This window comes from Aegicerativicinus sediminis (assembly GCF_015476115.1).
Classification (GTDB): Bacteria; Bacteroidota; Bacteroidia; order Flavobacteriales; family Flavobacteriaceae; genus Aegicerativicinus; species Aegicerativicinus sediminis.
On the sequence record NZ_CP064295.1, the window covers coordinates 1,681,993 to 1,706,215 of the forward strand.

15 protein-coding genes, 1 tRNA gene and 1 riboswitch are annotated in these 24,223 nt (G+C 37.2%); of the genes, 8 read left to right on the top strand and 8 right to left on the bottom strand.

Annotated features, from left to right (window positions below):
* Window positions 1–8: 8 nt before the first annotated feature.
* The 7 genes from ISU00_RS07245 to ISU00_RS07275 all read right to left on the bottom strand — a co-directional run bounded on the left by ISU00_RS07245 (window position 9) and on the right by ISU00_RS07275 (window position 8,912).
* Window positions 9–1,208: a Gfo/Idh/MocA family protein gene (locus ISU00_RS07245; RefSeq protein WP_228853387.1), complete on the bottom strand. Its 1,200-nt coding sequence runs from the start codon at window positions 1,206–1,208 to the stop codon at window positions 9–11.
* A gap of 3 nt (window positions 1,209–1,211) precedes the next feature.
* Entirely contained in the window at window positions 1,212–2,552 is a 1,341-nt protein-coding gene (locus ISU00_RS07250) for a Gfo/Idh/MocA family protein (protein ID WP_228853388.1), read from the bottom strand.
* On the bottom strand, window positions 2,542–3,963 hold the full coding sequence (locus tag ISU00_RS07255; protein ID WP_228853389.1) for a 3-keto-disaccharide hydrolase: 1,422 nt from the start codon (window positions 3,961–3,963) through the stop codon (window positions 2,542–2,544). The genes ISU00_RS07250 and ISU00_RS07255 overlap by 11 nt, the downstream gene beginning before the upstream one ends.
* A 609-nt stretch (window positions 3,964–4,572) precedes the next feature.
* A tRNA-Pro gene (locus tag ISU00_RS07260) sits at window positions 4,573–4,649 on the bottom strand.
* 89 nt (window positions 4,650–4,738) lie between these two features.
* Complete coding sequence (locus ISU00_RS07265; RefSeq protein ID WP_228853390.1) at window positions 4,739–6,094, bottom strand: glycoside hydrolase family 28 protein; 1,356 nt, start codon at window positions 6,092–6,094, stop codon at window positions 4,739–4,741.
* 154 nt (window positions 6,095–6,248) lie between these two features.
* The gene (locus ISU00_RS07270; protein WP_228853391.1) at window positions 6,249–6,845 is read right to left on the bottom strand and encodes a porin family protein; all 597 of its coding nucleotides are present in this window, start codon (window positions 6,843–6,845) and stop codon (window positions 6,249–6,251) included.
* Between the two features lie 261 nt (window positions 6,846–7,106).
* Window positions 7,107–8,912, bottom strand: coding sequence for a sodium:solute symporter family protein (locus tag ISU00_RS07275; RefSeq protein ID WP_228853392.1), 1,806 nt, complete (start codon window positions 8,910–8,912; stop codon window positions 7,107–7,109).
* 238 nt (window positions 8,913–9,150) lie between these two features.
* Window positions 9,151–9,258: riboswitch (SAM riboswitch) on the top strand.
* Window positions 9,259–9,321: 63 nt separating this feature from the next.
* On the opposite strand from ISU00_RS07275, the gene thrA reads away from it, so the two are divergent.
* Entirely contained in the window at window positions 9,322–12,726 is a 3,405-nt protein-coding gene (thrA, locus tag ISU00_RS07280) for a bifunctional aspartate kinase/homoserine dehydrogenase I (protein ID WP_228853393.1), read from the top strand.
* A 28-nt stretch (window positions 12,727–12,754) separates the two neighbouring features.
* Here the strand turns inward: thrA and ISU00_RS07285 are convergent, their stop codons facing one another.
* Window positions 12,755–14,176, bottom strand: coding sequence for a Gfo/Idh/MocA family protein (locus ISU00_RS07285; RefSeq protein WP_228853394.1), 1,422 nt, complete (start codon window positions 14,174–14,176; stop codon window positions 12,755–12,757).
* Window positions 14,177–14,399: 223 nt separating this feature from the next.
* Here ISU00_RS07285 and ISU00_RS07290 point away from each other — a divergent pair, with 223 nt between their 5' ends.
* From ISU00_RS07290 to ISU00_RS07320, 7 genes are all read left to right on the top strand, one after another.
* Window positions 14,400–15,932 (top strand): sulfatase family protein, encoded by a 1,533-nt coding sequence (locus ISU00_RS07290; RefSeq protein ID WP_228853718.1) that lies wholly within the window; start codon window positions 14,400–14,402, stop codon window positions 15,930–15,932.
* Window positions 15,933–15,938: 6 nt separating this feature from the next.
* Window positions 15,939–17,501 (top strand): arylsulfatase, encoded by a 1,563-nt coding sequence (locus ISU00_RS07295; protein ID WP_228853395.1) that lies wholly within the window; start codon window positions 15,939–15,941, stop codon window positions 17,499–17,501.
* A 37-nt stretch (window positions 17,502–17,538) separates the two neighbouring features.
* A complete protein-coding gene (locus ISU00_RS07300) occupies window positions 17,539–19,188 on the top strand; it encodes a sulfatase family protein (RefSeq protein ID WP_394368530.1) in 1,650 nt (549 codons plus the stop codon).
* Entirely contained in the window at window positions 19,185–20,672 is a 1,488-nt protein-coding gene (locus ISU00_RS07305) for a sulfatase family protein (protein WP_228853397.1), read from the top strand. Before ISU00_RS07300 ends, ISU00_RS07305 begins: the two co-directional genes overlap by 4 nt.
* Before the next feature lie 98 nt (window positions 20,673–20,770).
* Window positions 20,771–21,682: a dihydrodipicolinate synthase family protein gene (locus tag ISU00_RS07310; RefSeq protein WP_228853398.1), complete on the top strand. Its 912-nt coding sequence runs from the start codon at window positions 20,771–20,773 to the stop codon at window positions 21,680–21,682.
* 10 nt (window positions 21,683–21,692) lie between these two features.
* Entirely contained in the window at window positions 21,693–23,198 is a 1,506-nt protein-coding gene (locus tag ISU00_RS07315; protein ID WP_228853399.1) for an aldehyde dehydrogenase (NADP(+)), read from the top strand.
* Window positions 23,199–23,214: 16 nt separating this feature from the next.
* The gene (locus tag ISU00_RS07320) at window positions 23,215–24,222 is read left to right on the top strand and encodes a 4-hydroxyproline epimerase (RefSeq protein ID WP_228853400.1); all 1,008 of its coding nucleotides are present in this window, start codon (window positions 23,215–23,217) and stop codon (window positions 24,220–24,222) included.
* The last annotated feature ends 1 nt before the right edge of the window (window position 24,223 follow it).

Genomic DNA, 24,223 nt, shown 5'->3' on the forward strand with positions numbered 1-24,223 from the left:
GAGGAACATTAAAACCAATCGTCATACTCCGATTGCCAACTCACCAATTTTTTTGTGTATAAAGCATCTAATCCCATCTGCACGGCAATAGAGGCTTTAGAACCGGTAATTAAATCTGAGATTGGTTCGGATTCATTAATGATACTGTTTTTAAAATCGATAAGTGCTTGCTTGCTTGGGTCCTCGTGAGACACCTCAAGAGGAATACCTCTGCCTTCTTGCCATTTCATTGTTGCTCCAGAAACTCCATCTACATTGCCTAGTGGTTTATCTGGTTTTCCTTCTGGATAAAACCAGGCTTTCGTATAATCTAATATTATGGTGCCCTTGTCGCCCATAACTTTGATGAGGTAATCGTCCTTCGAATTTGAAGTTAAACAGGTATAAGTAGCTTTTACCCCACTAGGATAATTATAAACCAAATGGATATTGTCGAAGGTTTCTCTACCATCTTTCCAATAATCGATTCCTCCCAAGCCTACCACTTCCTTAGGGATTTCATTTAAAACCCAATTGGCAAAATCTATTTGATGGGAACACAATTCCGCAGTTAATCCGCCAGAATATTCACGATACATCCTCCAATTTATTAATCTCTCAAACTTTGGATCCGGAACAGGTCGGCGCCAATTTCCATTACGGTTCCATTGACTTTCAAATGCAGATATGTTTCCTATTTTTCCATCTTTTATCATTTCTACTACCGAGGTGTAAAGCCTTGAGGAATGGTATTGATGACCGGTTTGAAATACTAAATTTTTATAATTTTTTTTCTTTTCAATTATATCGCGTACAGCATCGTAACCTTTAACCAGTGTTTTTTCGCCATAAATATGCTTGCCAGCACTTAGAGCATCCATCATTATTTTGGAATGTTCACTAAAGGGAACCGCCACTAAAATTGCGTCAATTTCCTTATCATCCAAAAGGGCTCTATAGTCTTTATAGGCTTTGGCTTTGCCATTTACCTGCTTCATGCCATTTTCTAGTCTGAATGGCAAAATATCACAACATGCGGAAACTTGTATGCCCTCAATTTCATTTATAAATGGTATTAGACCACCACCGCGATCACCCGTGCCAATTACTCCGATATTTACAGTTTGTCCTATATTTTTAATAATATTTAAATTAGTCATGGCACTTGTGGCAACAGATACTCCTGCTATAGCCATTCCACTTTTCTTCACAAATTCTCGTCTCTCCATAGTTTATAAATTCAATTCCCAGCCAGGCGCATATTCCCTATCCCATAATTTCATGGCCTCTTTATCGAAAATATGACCTGTATGTTCATCAATTGAAAATCCTTTACCAATACGGTACGCAATATTCGAATAATGTACCATTGCCATACTAATACTAGCATCATCAATAGGAGCGGTTAATTTTTCCTTTCCTCTAATGGCATTGAAAAAATTGATTACATGGGCCGTTGTGGTATCTCCACCCCCGCCAAGTGCCGTTCCAGCTTCATTGCTATCGCTTTTAAAATCTTCTATGATTTTACCTGTTCGATCTGTAAGTCTGTATCTTTCCCGATCTACAAAAACAGTTCCTTCACTGCCGTAAATAATGGTTCCTCTGCCTCCTCCATAAGTATCATATCCATTTCTGCTTTTTCCATCCCATTGAATTATTTTGTCTTCAGGAAATTTGAAAGTTGCTAATATGGTATCATACATTTCCCAACCATCATTTAAAAAATGGCGTTTGTGTCCTTCAACCTCTGCATAGGAGGGAAAATTTACCTGTAATGCCCATCTAGCAATATCCATTTCGTGCGTGCCATTATTACCGGCTTCTGCGGTTCCATAATTCCATCCATACCAATGCCAATTATAATCCCAAGTGTTTTGGGTATATTCTCTTCTAACAGCAGGGCCTTGCCATAAATCCCAATCTAGTCCTTCAGGTACTGCTGCTGGTTTTTGTACTGGTGTTTCTCCTCTAGAGTTGGTGTAAAATGCTAAAGCTTTGTATGGAGTACCTATGACGCCCTCATGTATCTGATTGATAATTTTAATGGTATGGTCGGATGAACGTTGCTGATTTCCCATTTGAACAACCTTACCATATTTCCTTGCTGCCTTAACCAATGATTCATTTTCATTCATGGTATGACTGCATGGTTTTTCTACATAAACATGTTTACCAGCCTTCATGGCCATAATGGAACCAGGTGCATGCCAATGGTCTGGTGTCGCATTAAAGAGAATGTCAACATTTTTATCTTCAAGAACTTTTCGAATATCATTTTCTAGTTGGGGTTTATAATCAGCATTTTTTGTAAAGTTTATAAGAGCCTTTTCTCTTTGCGATTTCATTACGTCACATAAATAGGAAAGGTGTACATTCGCCTCTTTCATTTGAAGTGGTTGGTAATAGGCACCTACTCGTCTTCCCAAACCGGCAATGGCGACATTCAAGCGATCATTAGCTCCGATAATTTTTCGATAACTACTAGCGGGCATCCCAAAGGCACTAGAACCCAAGGCAATTGCTGCACTACCCAATGTGGTTTTTTTAATAAAATCTCTTCTATTTGTCATTTTGGTTGGTTTTAGGAGTTTTTATTTTTATGTTTCTAAAGGCCACCCTGTTACCGTGATCTTGCAATAGAATGTTTCCTTTTTCTAATAGCCCAAAATTTGGCCAAACCTTGTATTTGCTTTCCGAAACTAACTTTTTAAAGTCATCACTACCCCTTTCAAATTCCAAGACTTTCATTCCATTAAGCCAATGTTCAACATGGTTATTTTTTGAAACGATGTGTGCCGTATTCCATTCTCCAATAGGATTAATTGGTTTCTTAGGATCTGCCTTAATTAGGTCGTAAAGAGAAGCTACTGTCCTGCTACCTTCATGATTTCCCAATTTGGCATCAGGATGGTTGTCATCATCAAGTATTTGATACTCTAAGCCTATTGCCGAACCTTCCCCTTTGTTGAGTTCGGTGTCTACATAATATTTAATACCGCTATTGGCTCCTTTTGTAATTTTAAAATCTACTTGAAGTTCAAAATCACCATATACTTCTTCGGTAACAATGTCCCCTCCTCCAGCTGATTCTTCGCCCTCGGAAGCTAATACGATTAAATTTCCATCTTCAATCACCCAACCATTTTCAGGAAATTTTTCAAGTTTTGCACCTCTCCAACCTTCGGTGGATTTGCCATCCCAAAGAAGCTCCCAACCACTCTTTGCCTCTTGGTCGGTGAGCTGATTTTTTGTAATGATCGGTGGGATGGGGCTAACTGTGCTATATTTTGATAGACTATCAGTAAGAATCTTAATATTTTTCCACATAATTTCTTTTCCGGGGGTTTCGTCCTCACCAATTGAATGTACTTGTAAGGCGATAAATCCCTCATGTGTTTTATCGTCTACGAGATGAGCTGCAGGGATTTCATTAATCCAAGTTTTAATTGTATCACCGATTGCTTCAATCCTATAATGATTCCATTCATTCTGCTTAAATGCTTTTTGCGCCACTTCACGGCCTTCCATAGGTACAAGCCAACCTCGTCGTGCTTCATCATAAATCCCGCCACTCCAAGATCGTTCAGATGGATCAATTTCAATTTGGTATCCATGAACCCTTCCGTTTTGATATCCAGGGATACTATTGCTTCTTATTTGAATACCAGAATTCATAGTAGAGTCAACTTTGAAATCAAGTTCTAGAATAAAATCACCATAAATCGTATCGGTAGTTAAAAAGGAATTAGGAGTATCTGCCACAGTACTGCCTACAACCATACCATCTTTGACATTGTAGGTTGCGCTTCCACCTTTCTGGTTCCATCCATTAAGATCTTTGCCGTTAAAAAGAGGTCGCCAAGGGGTCATGTCGTTTGGAGATTCTTCTTTACATGAAACAATAAGTAGTACACAAAAAACAATAAATACAGGATTATTTTTTTTGATTAGGTCTAATAATAGGGTTGGTATGTTTTTCATGGAATTAGTTTGAGAATAAATGTTCATTAAAGATAAGGTTTAAAAGGAGTTTTAATATGTTCAATCCGTTCATATTAGAATTAATTTATTGTATTAGGAATCCACTAAATATAAGGCTTCATATGAAGTGATATAATTTAATTCAGTCGTTTTAAGTGAGGTGGCCATAAGAACTATTGGTGATTAAATAAATGGATTTTTACACAAACGATTGCGTAATTTTTTAATGAATATGCTGCTAGATTTTTAATACAGTACATAATATTGGAAATTTAAATGGCTATAAACCCTAATAAAACTAATCGGAGGTACATTCGACACTGCCTAATGCGATAATATTGAGTAATAGATACTGACAAGGTTAAAGCCCTAAAATGAATTATTGTTAGTGTTTCCCATATTTTAAAAAAATGGTCTACTAATATACTAATTATTGTTGCTAGTTACTAGGGCGTTTTTGAAGATCCTATGTAACACTTTTCGAACTGGATGTGATTTAGATTTATTTCGACTTTCAAGTTTTTTAACCTGTATTTTCCCTTGAATCCGAAAATGAATTTGCACCTGTTTCAAATAAAAAAAAGCCAAGCATTTCTACTTGGCTTTCCTTGGTCGGGATGACTGGATTCGAACCAGCGACCCCTAGCACCCCATGCTAGTACGCTACCAGGCTGCGCTACATCCCGAATATTTCCTTCTAGGAAATGGACGGCAAATTTAAATATTTTAAAATGATAAATAGGCAAGGAATGGAGGTATATTTCAATATAACATTCTATTGCGCTGCGGTAGGCACTCCAGCCTTTTCACCAATAATAACTTCTTCCATGATTACATTTTTTGTGTTGGTTATGGTCACTCCATTTGTTGCTGTTTCAACAGTAATGTTTTTTAAAAGTAAATTTTCAACCTTACTAGTAGGATATCCTTCAATTACAATTGCAGTATTACTGGAGGTAAGGCAATGGACATTTTCAATTACCACATCAGAAATCTTTGAGGCATGCTTGCCGCTTCCTTCACCATGGTAGTTGGCAGTCATATATAAACAATCTTCAGTATCTAATAGTTTTAGGTTTTTAATAAATATATCTTTTATATAGCCACCTCTGTCTGAATTCGTTTTGAAATAAATGCCCCTTTTTAAGTAGCCAGATGCTACATTGTCAACTACAAAAACATTTCTAACTCCTGCCGACATTTCACTGCCAATCACTAGCGCATGAAGCCCCTTAAACTTACAATTTCTTATAACCACATTTTCAGTTGGAGTCTTATGGTTATTTCTACCTTCTGTATCCCTACCAGCTTTAATGGCGATATTATCATCTCCATTATTAAAATCTACTCCCTCGATCAGTACATTACTGCTATATTCCAAATCAATGCCGTCGTTATTCTTATTCTGGGCATCAAATGAAATGTTTTTAATGGTAATATTATTCGATCTTAGCATATGTAGGCACCAAAAGGGAGAATCCTCAATTCTAATTCCTTCCACAAGAATATTAGAACAATTAAAAAACTGAACCAACTGTGGTCTTAAAAAGTGATCTTTTCCAAATTGCCGATCTTCAATAGCTATATCATTGTGGTTCATTGTCCGGCTCAACTCTTGGTCTGCAGCTTGAATTTCTTTCCAGTCTGGCCAATTTATATGACCTTCTCCATCAATTATCCCTTTTCCAGTGATGGCTACATTATTCAATCCATATCCATAAATAAAGGGACTGTAATTATACAAAAAGGTTCCTTCCCAACTTGTTTTAACTGTAGGTAAATAATCATCTGGGTTAGACCCGAATTTAAGAATACTTCCCGTTTCTAAATGAAGATTTAGATTACTAACCAAATGGATTGGACCATTAATCAGATAAATACCTTTTGGAACAATTAATGTTCCCCCTCCCTTTTGATCAATTTTTTTTAATGCCTTAGTAAATGCTTTGTGACAGTTTTTTTCGCCGTCACCTTTGGCTCCAAAATTTAAAATATTCACTTCGAAATCTCGAAATTTTGGTTCTTCGATTGATGCAACAATTTTTTTAATTGAATATTCAATTTCCAAATTGTTTTGACCAAATAAAGGGGAGATGAAAAAAAGACAAATTAATAGTTTGAAATAATGCATTTTCTGAGGAAATTTTAAAAGTGGTTTAAAAATAGGGATTTAATAAAATACGATTGGCTAATTCTACATGCCTCGAAAATATTTCGGACTAATAATAAAGATAAAGCCGGGAAATTCCCGGCTTCAATATATATAGTAAGTAGAAAAGGGGGTATTAAAATTTATAGGCCAAACCAACCTGAAGGGTGGTGTTTTTGATATCTATCGATCCACCTAATGGCCCATCGTAACGGTCTGTTAATGGAATTGCATATCGCGCCTGAACTAAAAATTTATCATTGATGTCATAACCTAATCCGAAAGCTAGATCGAAAGCAGTACTTTTAATCATATCGGCTACATTAAGATCAGTTCCAATAATATCCTCAATATCCCTTAAATTATCTTTAATCTCACCTAGGTTAGAAGAATAATTGAACTGTGGGCCAAGTTGTAAGTTTAATCCTGGTGTAACATAATATTTGGCCAATACGGGGACATAGAAAAATTCTAAATCTCCGGTTTTCCCATAAGTAGCTTCAGGTTGGATGTGGAAAGATTCCCCCAAAGGCAAATCAGCCAAAAGGCCCACGTAAAATCCTGTCTCATTAATTGCATCTATATTAGCAATGTCAAAACCTAGGGCACCAATTTTTATATCCGCATTTGTATTTAGCAAACCACCGGTAATACCAAAGGAAGCCTGTTGCTGGGCTTGTATCGTTGTGAAAGTTGTTATCGTAAACACGAAAAGAGTAATCCATTTTTTCATAATACTTGCATTTTAAAGTCACATCCCAAGTTTTGTTTGGGAATAGATTTGGTTTATATGCCAGATTATTTCAAAAACGAGACCAAATATTATTAAAAATGGCAAGTGTTCTGATTACATTTTTTGTAAATAGTTGAAATACAGAGTGCTGTGATCTAAAAAAAATTTAAAAATTTTTCAATTATATGGTGGATCTACAATTATTTGTTCTGAAGTTTAGCCAAAGCTCTAACCGAAATTAAAAAATTAGCTTAGCTTTTTTTAGAGAATATTAACCCTTATTCGTTTCCAAAGTTTTACTAATAATAAGGCAGAAATAATCGCAATTCCAGTTATAACCAGGGCTTTGGTATATTCACCGTAGATATAATAGCCTGTAGCAAAAAGGCAACTATAAATTAGGATGCATCCCGCAAGCATTGCGGAAATTCCAGCTGGAACTGTCCATTGCTTTTTGATCGTATCTTCAGAAAAGTGTTCTAATTTGGAAATTATTTTGGCCCAACCTGGCCCACCGGGGGTGGTCTTATTGTAAAAAGACACTAGGGTTTCCTCAGATTCTGGTTTTGTTATAAAGGTCACTGTTAACCATGCTAAAGTTGTGATGGCAACTACAAAAATATACTCGGACCAATCTGGGAAAATGCCTGAGTCAGGATTAAATAAATAGGATCCTATCGGTGTTAATTTGAGGATTATAGAAACAATCCCTGAAACAAACATAGCGGTAATTTCACTCCAAGCATTAATACGCCACCAAAACCATCTCAGAATAAAAATAAGTCCTGTACCTGCTCCAAAAACTAATAATACCTCAAATAGCTGTAAAGCATTTTGCAGTGCTAAGGCTAACAACGCACTTAAAATCATTAGACCAACTGTTGATAATCTACCAACTCTTACCAATTCTTTTTCGTCAGCATTTTTATTTATATGTTGCCTATAGAAATCATAAACAATATAAGATGACCCCCAATTTAATTGTGTGGAAATCGTAGACATATAGGCTGCCACAAGCGATGCCAATACTAGGCCTAAAAGCCCTGTTGGTAATTTGGTTAACATGGCCGAATAGGCTAAATCATGGCCTAGTTTATCTTCGGGAATTCCTGGAAATGCCTCATGAATACTAGCAATATCTGGAAAAACAACTAACGATGCCAGTGCTACGATAATCCAAGGCCATGGTCTTAAAGCATAATGCAAAATATTGAAAAAGAATGTTGCTCCTATGGCATGATTTTCATTTTTGGAGGCTAACATACGCTGAGCAATGTAACCGCCTCCACCGGGTTCCGCACCAGGATACCAAGAACTCCACCACTGAACTGCTAATGGTATTATTAGTAGCATTAACCAAGCTTTGGTATCGCTTATTTGTGGTAGAATTGATAGTTTCTCTTGTATCGCCTCATTATTAACTAGAGATTTTATTCCTCCTACTTCTGGAAGATTTACCAAATAATACGCGGCGCCTATTGCACCTGCCATAGCAACAAAGAAGAGTAAAAAATCGGTATATACCACACCCTTAAATCCACCAACAGCACTAAAAATAACTGTTATAATACCCGCGTAAACTACCGTTTCCCATGGCTGCAGGCCTAACATTATACTTCCAATTTTTATCGCGGCTAGGGTCACTGATGCCATGGTAATCATATTAAAAATGACTCCTAGATAAACAGCTCTAAACCCCCTTAAGAATTTGGCTGGCCTTCCGCCATATCTCAGTTCATAAAATTCCAAATCGGTATTTACACCAGATTTGCGCCAAAGTTTGGCGTACACAAATACCGTCAATAAACCAGTTAACAAAAACACCCACCATACCCAATTACCTGCGACTCCATTATTTCTTACAATATCGGTTACTAAGTTTGGTGTATCGGTAGAAAATGTAGTGGCAACCATTGACATCCCTAATAACCACCAAGGCATAGACCTTCCGGATAAAAAATATTCTGAGCTGTTTTTGCCTGAAGATTTTGAAACGTAGAGCCCAATACCTAGAGTTATTGCAAAGAACCCAAATATGATTATGTAGTCGATTAGTTGTAAAGTCATTAGAATAAGCTAGTTATATTAATATTCGGAAATTGTCTTTCTGAACAAGAGCTAAATTTACATTTTTATTGAAAATTGTAGCCTTTAAACATCTTTTTCTAACAAATTTGAATTTTAAAGTAAACAGTATCTTTTTTTTGGTAATCTCTGGTACGATGTAAGCTAAAATGAACAAACATTTCAAGGCCAATTAATTTTGTTTTATATCTTTGCGCATTAAGTTCAAAAAATTACTGAAACGTTATCAAGAAAGGTGGAGGGAATAGACCCTTTGAAACCTTAGCAACCCTTTTTAGTAATAGAAAGAAGGTGCTACATTCTACCAGTAAACTGGGAAAGATAGCAAAAGGACTCACCTTATAGGTAGAACACTTTTCTGATGACAGTTTTTTAATTACATTATAGAAAAGTGAAAGACCAATTGCAGCATTTAGTTATTTCCGATTATACCACTCTAAATGGAGTGGATTTACAGAATATTCCATTAAGTTACCAAACCTTCGGTCAAGAATTAGGAACCGCCCCAATTGTTCTTGTTAACCATGCCTTAACTGGAAACAGTAATGTTGCCGGACAAAATGGTTGGTGGAATAGTATAATTGGTGAGGAAAAAGTTATAGACACAAAGCGTTATTCCATTTTAAGTTTTAACATCCCTGGTAATGGTTATGATGGTTATGTTATTGATAATTATGAAGATTTTGTGGCACGTGATGTAGCTAGAATATTTATCGAGGGTTTAAAACAATTAGGAATTTCAAAATTATTTGCGATTATAGGAGGCTCGCTTGGTGGTGGTATTGCATGGGAAATGGCAGTGCTTCAACCAAAATTGGCTGAACATCTTATCCCGGTAGCTACTGATTGGAAGGCTACGGATTGGTTGATTGCTAATTGCCATATCCAACAGCAATTCCTATTAAATTCAAAAAATCCGGTTAACGATGCAAGGATGCATGCTATGTTATGTTATCGTACTCCTGTTTCGTTTAATGAGCGTTTTAACCGTACAAAAAATGACGAGTTACAGGTATTCAATGTTCAAAGTTGGTTGATGCATCATGGTAAGAAACTTCAGGAACGTTTCCAGTTATCTGCATACAAATTGATGAATCAGCTTTTAGCTACCATTGATGTTACTAAGTGGAGGGATGGAGATATTCAAGTTTTAGATGCCATTGAATCACACATTCACATTATTGGCGTTGATTCTGACATGTTTTTTAGTGCCGAGGAAAACCGAAAAACCCATAAACAACTGGCGCTTTCAAATCCGAATATAACGTATCATGAAATTCATTCAGATCATGGGCATGATGCATTCTTAATAGAATTTGATCAGTTGGAACATATTTTATTACCAATTTTCAAACCTGAAATCGCCTCTGAGCATATAAAGGTTTTAAAGTTTGGCGGAAAATCTTTAGCGAATGGGGATGGAATAAATCAAGTGGTTTCTATCATCAAATCGAAACACGAATTGAATGATAAGTTGGTAGTAGTCGTTTCTGCTAGGGGAAAAACTACCGACGATTTACTGCAATTGATTTATAGAGCTGAAAAAGGGGAAAACTATCAAAAGGCATTAGGTGACCTTATCAATAATCAAAAACTCGATGAAGTAACTTTTGATGTTTCAAGCGAGAAACACACATTGGAAAGACTTTTAAAAGGTGTGGAAGCCTTAGGATATTGTACTCCCAGAACGAAAGATGAAATCCTCGCCCAAGGGGAATTATTCTCCATCAAAGCAATTTCTTCATTATTGAATTCAAGAAAAATTCCTGCTAATGCGATTGATTCAAGAGAAATAATTAAGACCAACTCAGATTTTGGTGATGCTCAGCCTTTATATGCTGTTTCCAAGGAATTAACAATGAAGGCAATTAAAAATGGCCCATCTGATATTGTTTATGTGGTTTCTGGATTTATAGGTTCCGATTTAGATGGAACTACAACTACCTTGGGGAGAAATGGAAGTAATTATACAGCAGCCTTATTGGCTAATTATCTCGAGGCGGAAGAATTACAAAACTTCACTCATGTTGATGGAATTTTCACTGCAAATCCGGAAGTGGTGAAGAATGCAAAAAAAATTGAGCAATTAACATTTGATGAAGCCAATGAAATTGCCCATTTCGGTGCAGAAATTTTACATGCAAAAACCATTATCCCATTGATTGAAAAAAATATCAATCTAAGGATTTTAAACACCTATAACCCTGATGATAGCGGTACGTTGATAACTTCTGAAGGAAATGGTAAAGGAATGAAATCTATTTCAGCAATGGGTAACAGGGCGCTGGTGCAAATAGAAGGACGTGGGCTTATGGGTAAAGCCGGAATCGATGAGCGAATTTTTAGAGCTTTAGGTCAGAAAGGCATTAGCGTTAGTATAATATCGCAAGGTTCTTCTGAAAGAGGGATAGGTGTGGTTGTCGATGCAAGTGAAAGTGAAAAGGCCCAGAAGGCCTTGAAGCAGGAATTTTCTAAGGAATTGGAGGATAACGATGTAAATAAAATTGCGGTATTGGATGGTGTGGCTGTTGTTTCACTCATCGGACAGGATTTAAGTTCATTCCATCGACCTTATAGCGCCCTGGTCAAGAACGAAATTGTCCCAATTCTCTTTAATAATACTGTTACAGGAAAGAATGTGAGTATAGTAGTTAAAGAAAAAGATGCCAAGAAAGCAGTTAATGTAATCCATGGAGAACTTTTTGGCGTGGCCAAAGTTATTAATTTAGTGATTTTTGGAAAAGGCACTGTAGGGAATGTCCTAATTGATCAGATTATTTCATCCGCTAAAGACATCGAAACTAGAAAGAATATTGAATTGAAAATTGTTGGAGTTACTAGCTCGAGAAAAATGTACTTGTCAGATGGTGGATTGACTGAAAATTGGTCTCAAAATTTTGATAAGAAGAGTGAGCTTTTTTCGTTGGAAAATATCATTTCTTATTGTAAACAAAACCATTTGGTAAATTTAGTTGCTGTTGATGTTACCTCAGGTTCCGACTTTTCTAATCAGTATGAAACCTTAATTGAAAACGGATTTAATATTATATCAGCAAACAAGGTTGCAAATACGAAAAGTCTAGACTTTTATCATCAGCTTAGGGAGACATTGAAAAAACACAAAAAGAACTTTTTGTATGAAACTAACGTCGGTGCAGGTTTACCTTTAATTGATACAATTAGACTTTTGCATTTGTCTGGTGAAAATATAACACGTATAAGAGGCGTATTTTCTGGAACCTTAAGCTATTTATTCAACAGGTATTCGTTAGAGAACAAATCATTTTCATCTATTTTGAAGGATGCTATTGAATTAGGGTTAACAGAGCCAGACCCACGTGATGACCTGGGTGGTGTTGATGTTGCCAGAAAACTCCTCATTTTGGCCAGAGAACTCGATTTACATAATGAAATGGAAGATGTTTTTATTGAAGACCTTATCCCTAACGATATTAAGTCTCTATCTAAAGAAGAGTTTTTGATATCCTTGAATAAGCTGGATTCTGTATTTGCCAATAGAAAATCTGGTTTAGGACTTAATCAGGTATTGAGATATGTTGGGGATTTAAGTGGTGATTTATCCTTGGATGATGGAGCAAATTTGGAGGTTAAATTAATATCCATAGAAAAAGATACGCCCCTAGGATCGTTAAGGAATGCAGATTCCATATTTGAAATATATACAGAATCCTATGGAGAACAGCCTTTGGTTATCCAGGGTGCCGGTGCCGGTGCAAATGTCACTGCAAGAGGTGTCTTCGGCGATATTTTAAAATTGGCCGAGAAAGCAGATTGAAATGATATTTAAATCATTAAAAAGATAGCTACTCTTTTAGCAAAACATTTGTAGTTCCAGCTCCTTCTAATGAAAGAATAACAGGTTGGTTGGTTTCCCAACTTCCTCTAGTAAAATCTGGAATATCCATGGATTGAGCCCTATTGGCCACTGACTGTTCGCTTAGAGGACTTATAGCGCTCCACAAAGCTGCATCATAGACATCTTGATCTAATGGGAGCCCGTTTCTGAGGCAATCAATTAGGCGCCAATCCATTATAAAATCCATGCCTCCATGACCTCCGACTTTTTTAGCCAATTCTCCAACTTTTTTGACAATTTCTGGGGTGTATTGTTCCTCCAATTTCTTCATTTCAGGTTCGTCCATATAAGAATGACTTGTGGAAATTTTTGGTTCAGGCCATTTTCGTGCAAAAGCTTTAGAACCGCTAACTAGGTGGATTCTCGAATAGGGTCTTGGTGAACTCACATCGTGTTGAATCATTATCGATTTACCTTTTTTTGTTTTAACGATTGTTGTATTCATATTGCCGCGGAAGTTATCATTCCTGTAAGGAGTAAAAAAAGGATCGGTTGAAGCCAATTCAACAGCTCTATCATGCATATTGAAATCGCCACTTGAAATTGAACTTAAGTAATCCATTTGGTCTCCACGGTTTATATCCATAATTTGGCAAATTGGGCCAAGACCATGCATAGGATAAAGGTTTCCATTTCTATTGGCATTCTCTTTTAATCGCCACATATCCTCATACCCGTTCTTGTTGAAATTTAAATCGACCAGATTGTGAATGTATGCGCCTTCACCATGTATAATTTCTCCAAAAAATCCTTGTCGCGCCATATTAAGGGTCATTAATTCGAAGAAGTCATAACAACAGTTTTCTAGCATCATACAGTGTTTTTTGGTGCGCTCGGATGTCTCTACCAATTGCCAACATTCTTCCAAGGTTTTGGCTGCAGGAACTTCAACTGCAACATGTTTTCCTGCTTCCATGGCATAAATGGCCATTGGGGTATGCCATTCCCAAGGGGTACATATATAAACAAGATCTAGATCCTCTTGATCTACCATTTTTTTCCAGGCTTCATCATCACCTGAATACAATTTTGGTTTATGGGGGGTTCCATTTAATAGCTGCAATGATTTTTCTACTTGATTCGGTCTTAAATCGCAAAGCCCCTTAATGTCGACACCTTCAATGTAACTCAGGCGCTGAACCGCCCCAGGGCCTCGCATTCCAAGCCCAATAATACCAACCCTAACCTTGTTTAACTTAGGTGCTGCATAGCCGCACATATTGAAATTTTGTGTATTTTGATGGATTAAAGATTCTAGTTTTTTCTTGTCTGAATTTGACTCTTTAAAAGCTAAGGCGTTTCCACTTGCCAAGGATATACCCGCAAGAGATGACAATTTTAAAAAACTTCTCCTATCCTTAAAATTCATTGTTTGCTATTTTATCGGTTATGCAATTTCTTTTCTATGTAAAATAAAAAGGTCCATTAAATACATCAAACTATAGGTTCAATACCTATAAGTCAAAAAAAATTACATGGACTTATTTAAGCGTTATTTTTATCGAAATAACTTCTTTTTGTTTTTCTTCATAATTAACTTTTCTTTGAAAAATCAACTTCAAAAATTAGAAAATTATTTCAGTGCTAATATAATGAAACATCGGTTTAAAGGTTTAACACTTTCTTTTTTACTACTATTTTTTACAGCATGTGAAGAGACTAAAAAAGAGTCCCAGGGCCTACGCCTTCGAGAAAAGCCAAATATTGTTATTATTTATTTAGATGATTTGGGTTATGGAGATGTAGGTGCCTATGGTGCTACCGCCATTAAAACACCTAATATGGATCGATTAGCAAATGGAGGGGTTAAATTCTTAGATGGGCATGCCTCCTCTGCCACATGTACCCCCAGTAGATTTGCTCTACTAACAGGTCTTTATCCGTGGCGAAATAAAGATGCTCATGTTTTACCCGGTAATGCGCCTTTAATAATTGACACTGCTAAAATTACAGTTCCGAAGGTGCTTAAAGCCAGTGGATATAATACCGGTATTGTTGGCAAATGGCACTTAGGTCTCGGGAATGGTGATGTTAATTGGAATGAGCGAATATCTCCTGGTCCAAATGAATTGGGTTTTGATTATTCTTATATTCTAGCTGCTACTCAAGATAGAGTTCCGACGGTTTATATCGAAAATGGGAATGTAGATAACTTAGATCGAAGTGATCCGATTGACGTGAGTTACTCAGAAAATTTTGAAGGTCAACCAACCGGAAAGGATAATCCAGAATTATTGACTATGATGTGGGATGTAGGGCATAATAATTCGATAGTTAACGGTATTGGTCGTATTGGTTATATGAGAGGTGGAGAGTCTGCAAAATGGAGTGATATTGATATGGCAGATCATTTTTTGAATAAGGCGCAATCATTCGTGAAGGAAAATAAGGAATCCCCATTCTTTTTATATTATGCCATGCAGCAACCCCATGTACCGAGAACCCCACATCCAAGATTTAAAGGAGCCACTGATTTAGGGCCGCGTGGAGATGTTATAGTCGAGGCTGACTGGTGTATCGGCCAGTTTATTAGGACATTGGAGGAAGAGAGCCTTTTAGAAAATACCCTAATCATTTTGTCAAGTGATAATGGTCCTGTTCTTAATGATGGATATAGGGATGAAGCGGATGTTCGGAATGGGAATCATACACCTTGGGGGCCATTTCGTGGAGGTAAATATTGTTTGTTTGAAGCCGGTACCCGCGTGCCATTTGTTACCTATTGGAAAGGAAAAATTACTCCGAAAACATCAAATGCCTTAGTGTCGCAAATTGATTTATTGACCTCATTTGCCAAGCTAGTTGGTTCTGAAGAATCAACACAGGATAGTGAAAACATATTGGATGCCTTATTGGGTGAATCTGATATAGGTAGGAAAAAGTTGGTGTTAGAAGCTTCAGGAAGAACTGCATTAAGAAAAGGTAAATGGGCAATGATACCCCCACATAAGGGGCCTTCATTATACAGCGGGGTTAACATCGAATCCGGGAATGATGAAGCCTATCAGTTGTATGATCTTGAAATTGAAAAGGCTCAACTAACTAATCTTGCGGACTCATTGCCAGAGAAATTAGAGGAACTAAAGCAGGATTTCCAAGAAATTATAGATTCTGAAGAAAAGTAAACAAGTATGAAGCAATTATTTATAGTAGCAGGAATTATTTTAATTCTGTTTTATAATTGTAATAATAAAGGGGCCCTTCCTCAAGAGGCTTCCAAAAAGCCCAATATTATTTACATTCTGGCCGATGATTTAGGTTATGGAGAGCTAGGTGTATATGGTCAAAAATTAATCGAAACACCAAATATAGATGCATTGGCAAATGACGGCATGATGTTTACCCAACATTACAGTAGTGCACCAGTTTGTGCACCAGCGCGATACATGCTTTTAACCGGAACTCATAGCGGGCATTCGTATATTCGAGGTAATGATGAATGGCGCGATCGAGGTAAAGTATGGGATTATCGTGAAATGATTAAAGACTCCGTTCTAGAGGGGCAAAGGCCTGTTCCAGATTCAATTAATTTTTTTCCGGCTTTGCTTCAGAAAGAAGGTTATGCCACGGGAATGATAGGCAAGTGGGGTTTAGGCGCACCTCATACCAATTCAATTCCAAACAAAAAAGGCTTCGATTATTTTCTAGGTTATAATTGTCAAAGGCAGGCCCATACCTATTATCCGGTACACTTATATGAAAATGAACATAGAATTCATTTAGATAATGACACCGTTGCTCCCCATACCAAACTTTCAAAGGGTGCAGATCCCAATGACCCGCAGAGTTATGCTCCATTTAATTTAAATGTTTATGCTCCTGAGGTGATGTTTAATGGTATGATGATTTGGATTAAGGAACATAAGGATAGACCTTTCTTTTTTTATTGGGCAGACCCAATTCCTCATAATGCCATACAGGCTCCAGTGCGTTGGGTGGAATATTATAAAAGGAAGTTTGGGGAAGAGGAGCCATACCTGGGTGAGGCAGGATACTTTCCCCATCAGAATCCACACGCAGGTTATGCGGCACAAATTTCTTATTTGGATGAGAATGTTGGTAAACTTGTTAAGTATCTTAAAGATAATGGCCTTTATGATAATACTTTAATAATTTTCACTTCAGATAACGGGGTAACGTATTCAGGAGGTACGGATGGCGCATATTTTAATAGTTCAGCACAATTTGGAGAGGAATATGGCAGAGGTAAGGGATTCGTATATGAAGGGGGTATAAGAGTTCCAATGATTGCGACCTGGCCAAAACAAATTAAACCAGGTTCCAAAACCGATTTAATTAGTGCCCAATATGATGTATTGGCTACTTTTGGAGAATTGACAGGTTTCAAGCAAGAATGGGCCACGGATGGTATAAGTTTTTTGCCGACCTTAATCGGTAATGCAAATGATCAAAAACACCATGAATTTCTTTATTGGGAATTCCCTGAATATGGTGGGCAAGTGGCAATAAGGATGGGCGATTGGAAAGTAATAAGACAGCACCTCAAGGACGACCAAGAACCTACACTTGAACTTTATAACCTAACTCAAGATCCAGCCGAGGAGAACAATATGGCTGAAAACCATCCCGAGATTATAGAAGAAGCTGAAAGAATTTTTAAGGCACAACATGAGAATGCTGTTATTGAACGATTCAGAATTCCTCTAATAGAGGATGGCTTATTAGGTGAATAAACCTTAAATTGAAGCAAAAAGTATAAAGGTTATTGTAATGCATCAAATAACTAGAAGATTTCTCTTTCTCAGCTGTTTTGCTGTATTCGGAATATTGTCTGGATGCAAATCCGAGGAAGATAAAATCCAAATTGATTCCAAACCTCCAAACATTTTGTTTATCATGTCAGACGATCATGCTTATCAGGCCATCAGCGCCTATGATGATCGTTTAATACAAACTCCAAATATCGATAGAATTGCGCGGGAAGGAATGTTGTTTACAAACGCTTCAGTTACCAATTCTATTTGTGCTCCTTCCAGAGCTGTTATTTTAACAGGAAAGCATTCTCATATCAACGGAAAAATTGACAACATAAGCCCCTTTGATACTACTAATGTTACCTTTCCCCAATTGTTTCGAGAAGCTGGTTATCAAACAGCGATGTTTGGCAAACTTCATTTTGGCAACAATCCTAAAGGTGTAGATGAGTTTATGATTTTGCCAGGTCAGGGAAGGTATTATAATCCTAAATTCATAACGAAGGAAGGTGATACCATAATTAAAGGTTATGTCACCGATATTATTACAGACCAAACACTTAAATGGTTAAAGGAAAAACGAAATCCAGAAAAACCGTTTCTGTTGATGTATTTTCACAAGGCACCACATCGTTCATGGTTACCTGCCCCAAGACATTACCGAGAATTTACCCAAAAGAAATTTCCGCTTCCTTCCTCTTTGTTTGACGATTATAAAAGAGTTCATGATTCAAATATTTCTGACTCTATACCAAAATATAGTACCGCGGCTAAAGATGCTGAAATGAGTATTTTAGCGCATATGACTTTAGGTTATGACAATAAAGTCAACCTTCAAACCCTCAACCAATTAGGGGTTAAAGAAGATTTCATGAATTGGCCTCCTACATCTAATATGGATGAACAACAGTCAACTATTTGGGACAGTATCTATAATCCAATAAGTGCCGATTTTTTAGAGCGATATAATCAAATGTCCACTGAAGAGCTTATGGAGTGGAAATATCAGCGCTACATGCAGGATTATTTAGGTTGTATTGCTGGTGTAGATGAAAATGTAGGCAGAGTACTTGATTATATTGAGGATTCAGGTCTTGAGGATAAAACGGTGGTCGTTTACACTTCCGATCAAGGATTCTATCTAGGGGAACATGGCTGGTTCGACAAACGATTTATGTATAATGAAAGCTTTAAAACCCCATTGTTGATTAAATGGCCGAATGTAATTACACCAAATACGACTCAAGAAGAGATGGTTCAAAATTTAGATTTTGCCCAAACTTTTCTTGAAATGGCTGGGATTGTTGCTCCGGAGGATATGCAAGGCGAAAGTATTGTGCCTCTTTTAAAGGGTGAGAATCATTTGTGGAAAAGAGATGCTATTTATTATCATTATTATGAATATCCCGGAGTTCATATGGTGAAAAGACATTACGGTATAGCTAATAAGCGCTACAAACTCATGCATTTTTATTATGACATAGATGAATGGGAATTATATGATTTAGAAAAAGATCCTCAAGAGTTGAATAATGAATATTACAATCCAGAATATTCAGAGATAGTCGGGGAATTAAAAACCAAATTGAAAGAATTGCGATTGAAGTATAAAGATTCGGATAGCCTGAATCAAAAATTTATTAATCAGTATTCGGAAGAGCCATGAAGAACCTTTTACTTTTTACCATCTTTGTTTTCTTTCTTAGTTGTAAAAGTAATAAGGAAGACAACCCAGTAACTGTTCCAGAAGTAGACAGGCCCAATATCGTCCTCATTTTTATGGATGACATGGGTTATGGTGATTTAGGCGTGTATGGTGCTACAGGTTGGGTAACTCCAAATTTAGATAAGTTAGCTTCCGAAGGAATGCGATTTACGAATTTTCATGCAGCCACTGCAGTTTGTAGTGCTTCCAGAGCTGCTTTGTTAACAGGTTGCTATCCTGATAGAGTAAGTGTCCATGGGGCCTATTTTGCAAATGCAAAACAGGGTCTTAACCCAAATGAAAAAACGATAGCAGAAATTCTTAAAGAAAAAGATTATACTACAGGTATAGTTGGAAAATGGCACTTAGGAGACCATCTTTCTATGCTTCCGTTGCAACAAGGATTCGATGAATATTTAGGAATACCGTATTCTAACGATATGTGGCCAGTTTACTATGATGGAACACCAGCGGATTCTATTAATAGTAAAAAAATTCCTTGGAAAATTGGCATGCCTGAACTTCCTTTAATTAGAGGTAATGAAAAGATTCGCGGTATAAAAAACCTCAATGATATGGACCAAATAACCACTATATACACTGAGGAGGCTGTAGAATTTATTGATAAACATAAGGAAGATCCATTTTTTCTGTATTTGGCCCATTCCATGCCTCACGTTCCTCTTGGAGTATCAGACAAATTTAGGGGTAAAAGTGATCAGGGGCTCTATGGAGATGTAATTATGGAAGTGGATTGGTCGGTAGGTGAGGTTATGAAGAAATTAAAAGAAGAAGGCTTAGAAGAAAACACCGTGGTAATTTTTACCAGCGACAATGGCCCTTGGCTCAACTATGGAAATCATGCAGGAAGCACTGGCGGTTTACGTGAAGGTAAAGGTACAATGTGGGAAGGAGGTGTAAGGGAGCCCGCAATAATAAAATGGCCAGGTGTTATAAATAGTGGAAGTGAAAGTGATGCCCTATTGTTAAACTTGGACATTCTACCAACTATTGCCGAAATTGTGGATGGTAATCTTCCAGACCACAAAATAGATGGTATTAGTATGTTGCCCGTTCTTAAAGAAGAAAAAAATACAGTTAGAAATGAATTTTGGGGTTATTATGGGGGTGAACTAATATTTGTGCAAAGGGACGAGTGGAAACTTTATTTTCCTCATAAATACCGCGAGTATGTAGGATATCAACAAGGTTTGGACGGGTTTCCTGGAGAAACTGGTGTTACAGAAATGAAGGAAATGGAGCTTTATAATATTTCGGAAGATATTAATGAAACCACAAATGTGATTACTAACTATCCTCAAATAGCAAACGAGCTCTCTGAACTTGGGCAGAAAGTTAGGGAAGAGTTGGGAGACAGAATTACAGGTGTAAAGGGCAGGGGAGTAAGACAGCCGGGAAAAGTTGAAACAACGGCATCCAATTGAACTGTCAAAATAGCACAATAATATTAGTTTCTAACATATTCTAACAATATTATCTCGAATAATACTCTCAATTTTGCTTTAAATCTTAATTTAGTAGTATGGAATTCGAATGGAAGGGTGTAATGCCCGCAATCACAACCCAATTTACGGCAGACGAAAAACTAGACCTGTCGATGTTCAAGGTGAACTTAGATGCCCAATTAGAAGCAGGAGTTCACGGTATTATTTTGGGAGGAACCTTAGGAGAAGCAAGTACCTTGTTGCCTGAAGAAAAAAGAGAACTCACCAAGTTTACCAAAGACATCGTTGGTAACCGTGTGCCAGTTGTAATGAATATTGCAGAGCAATCTACAAAAGGTGCCATTCATGCTGCAAACATTGCAGAAGAAGATGGGGCAAACGGTTTAATGTTGCTTCCACCTATGCGGTATAAAGCAGATGATGCAGAAACTTTAACCTATTTTAAAACTATTGCTAAGAACACCTCTCTTCCCATTATGATTTACAATAACCCGGTAGATTATAAAATAGAAGTAACGATTGAAATGTTCGAGGAATTGATTAAGGAGGATAATATCCAAGCTGTTAAAGAATCCACGAGGGATATCACTAACGTTACCAGATATATCAACCGTTTTGGAGACCGTTTAAAAATTTTAACTGGGGTTGACACTTTGGCCTTAGAAAGTTTGGTAATGGGTGCAGATGGTTGGGTTGCTGGATTGGTAGATGCATTCCCAGCGGAAACCGTTGCTATATATAATCTTGTTAAGTCAGGTAATATCCAGGAAGCAATTGAAATTTATAGATGGTTTATGCCCTTGCTTGAATTGGACATTCATACTAAATTAGTTCAGAATATTAAATTAGCGTCAGTTGCAACAGGCATAGGAAGTGAACATGTCAGAGCGCCGAGATTACCACTGGCAGGAGAGGAGAGAGAACGGGTTTTGAATATTATCAATAAAGCAATGAAAACTAGACCTGTACTCACTCAGGTTACATCTTAATAAAATTTACATGTTTACTGGAAAAAATTACATCGGCTATTCTCAAAGTGCTGATGGAAATGACGTTTTTGAATCGTTTAATCCTAAATCCCAAACTATAGGTGGAAGTTTTGTAATTGCCACAATTGAAGAAGTTAATAAGGCGGTGGCTTTAGCAAAAAATGCATTTCCTGTTTTTTCTGCAAAGTCAGATGAGGAAAGGGCAAATTTTCTTGAAACTATAGCTGATGAAATTTTGGCCTTGGGAGACGACCTTATTAATACTTATTGTTTTGAGTCGGGGTTACCCGAGGGACGAGCCATGGGTGAAAGAGGGAGAACAATGGGACAACTGAAGGCTTTTGCAAACCATATAAAAAGTGATAATTGGAGGCATGACTTTACAGACGAAGCTGATACTTCAAGGCAACCATTACCAAAACCAGAATTGTTTAAATCTGCCTTGCCATTGGGTCCGATAGCTGTATTTGGGGCTAGTAATTTTCCCTTGGCTTTTTCCACTGCTGGAGGTGATACCGCAAGTGCGCTAGCTGCTGGTTGCCCTGTGGTTGTAAAAGGTCATCCAATGCATCCAGGAACTGGCGAATTAGTTTCTAAGGCCATTATTAAAGCTGCAAAAAAATGTGATATGCCCGAAGGGGTATTTTCCAACTTAAATAGTAATGGTAATGAAGCTGGGCAGCTATTGGTCTCACACCCTGATATAAAAGGAGTAGGATTCACTGGGAGTTTAAAAGGTGGAAAGGCATTGTATGATTTAGCCTCCAAGAGGAATGAGCCAATTCCAGTTTTTGCGGAGATGGGTAGTATCAATCCAGTTGTGCTTTCATCTACAGCCATTGAGAAAAGAGGGAATGTAATCGCTAAACAGATTGCTGGTTCAGTTACATTGGGAGCTGGTCAATTTTGTACTAACCCAGGTCTGGTAATTGTTTTGGATAACCCAAACCTTAAAGAGTTCGAAAACCAACTTTCAAATGAATTAGAACAGATTGAAGCCCAATGTATGCTTCATCCTAATATTAAAAATGCCTTTAATAAAAACCGGGAATCTAAATTACAAAGTGAAGTAATAACTGCATTGAATGCCATTGGTAATGAAGAAGGTAATCTTTCATCTGGTATGGTGGTAAAGGTTGCTGCAAAAGACTTTGTTGCAAATTCTGAATTACAGGAAGAAGTATTTGGACCATTTACCATGCTCGTGGTAGCAAAGGATATGGAAGAATTGAAGAAGGTGATTTCATCACTTCATGGTCAATTAACCGCCAGTGTTTTAGCTGAACCAGAGGATTTTGAAGAATATAAGTCCATTGTAAATGCCCTTCAATTTAAAGTTGGCAGGATTATTTTCAATGGTATGCCAACAGGAGTTGAGGTTTCGCCCGCAATGGTTCATGGGGGCCCTTTTCCTGCAACAACAGATAGTAGATTTACTTCCGTTGGTTTAACAGCAATACAAAGATGGATAAGGCCGATTTGTTTTCAAGATATGCCCAAAGATTTAATGCCGTAAGTGGCGTTTGTGATACATGATAAAACAAACTTTTGACTGTATTGATGCCCATACCTGCGGTAATCCCGTCAGGTTGGTAAAAAATGGTGGTCCCAAATTAATTGGAACCACTATGAGCGAAAAACGTCAGCATTTTTTAAGGGAATACGATTGGATTCGGAAGGGTTTGATGTTTGAACCACGAGGGCACGATATGATGAGCGGTAGCATTTTATATCCACCTCATGATCCCAATAACGATTTTGCCATTTTATTTATAGAAACCAGTGGTTGTTTACCTATGTGTGGACATGGCACTATTGGTACGGTTACTATTGCCATTGAGGAAGGAATCATAACGCCAAAAATTCCAGGAAAAATTAGAATGGAGGCCCCTGCCGGTTTGGTAGAAATTGAATATAACCAAGTAAATAATAAGGTGGAATGGGTAAAATTGACGAATGTTAAAAGTTATTTAGCTGCCTCTGAACTTACGGTGGATTGCCCAGGACTTGGAGAATTGGTTTTTGATGTTGGTTATGGCGGAAATTTTTATGCAATAGTTGATCCTCAAAAGAATTTTCCAGGACTGGAACATTTCTCAGCTTCACAAATTATCAACTTTAGTCAGGTTGTAAGGCAAGAAATAAATTTAAAATATCCTGATTATTTTGTGCACCCTGAGAATGATACAATTCGGGATGTCACTCATATGCTTTGGACAGGAGCGGTAATCGACCCAACTTCCTCTGGAAGAAATGCTGTATTCTACGGTGACAAAGCTATTGACAGATCACCATGTGGAACAGGTACTTCTGCACGAATGGCACAACTACATGCAAAGGGTAAATTGAAAGTTGGAGAAGATTTTATTCACGAAAGTTTTATAGGATCAAAATTTGTTGGAAGGATTGAAAAGGAGATGAGTGTTGGGGATAAGTTGGGTATAGTGCCAAGTATACAAGGATGGGCACGAATATATGGACACAACATCATAACAATTGATGAGGAAGATCCTTACGCCTTTGGTTTTCAAGTAATTTAAA

Excerpts from the sequence above, each read along its gene's own strand:
- ISU00_RS07245 (WP_228853387.1), bottom strand. The coding sequence starts at position 1,208 with ATGGAGAGACGAGAATTTGTGAAGAAAAGTGGAATGGCTATAGCAGGA.
- ISU00_RS07310 (WP_228853398.1), top strand. The coding sequence starts at position 20,771 with ATGGAATTCGAATGGAAGGGTGTAATGCCCGCAATCACAACCCAATTT.
- ISU00_RS07270 (WP_228853391.1), bottom strand. The coding sequence starts at position 6,845 with ATGAAAAAATGGATTACTCTTTTCGTGTTTACGATAACAACTTTCACA.
- ISU00_RS07295 (WP_228853395.1), top strand. The coding sequence starts at position 15,939 with ATGAAGCAATTATTTATAGTAGCAGGAATTATTTTAATTCTGTTTTAT.
- ISU00_RS07275 (WP_228853392.1), bottom strand. The coding sequence starts at position 8,912 with ATGACTTTACAACTAATCGACTACATAATCATATTTGGGTTCTTTGCA.
- ISU00_RS07285 (WP_228853394.1), bottom strand. The coding sequence starts at position 14,176 with ATGAATTTTAAGGATAGGAGAAGTTTTTTAAAATTGTCATCTCTTGCG.
- ISU00_RS07255 (WP_228853389.1), bottom strand. The coding sequence starts at position 3,963 with ATGAAAAACATACCAACCCTATTATTAGACCTAATCAAAAAAAATAAT.
- ISU00_RS07250 (WP_228853388.1), bottom strand. The coding sequence starts at position 2,552 with ATGACAAATAGAAGAGATTTTATTAAAAAAACCACATTGGGTAGTGCA.
- ISU00_RS07305 (WP_228853397.1), top strand. The coding sequence starts at position 19,185 with ATGAAGAACCTTTTACTTTTTACCATCTTTGTTTTCTTTCTTAGTTGT.
- ISU00_RS07265 (WP_228853390.1), bottom strand. The coding sequence starts at position 6,094 with ATGCATTATTTCAAACTATTAATTTGTCTTTTTTTCATCTCCCCTTTA.
- ISU00_RS07315 (WP_228853399.1), top strand. The coding sequence starts at position 21,693 with ATGTTTACTGGAAAAAATTACATCGGCTATTCTCAAAGTGCTGATGGA.
- ISU00_RS07320 (WP_228853400.1), top strand. The coding sequence starts at position 23,215 with ATGATAAAACAAACTTTTGACTGTATTGATGCCCATACCTGCGGTAAT.
- ISU00_RS07290 (WP_228853718.1), top strand. The coding sequence starts at position 14,400 with ATGAAACATCGGTTTAAAGGTTTAACACTTTCTTTTTTACTACTATTT.
- ISU00_RS07300 (WP_394368530.1), top strand. The coding sequence starts at position 17,539 with ATGCATCAAATAACTAGAAGATTTCTCTTTCTCAGCTGTTTTGCTGTA.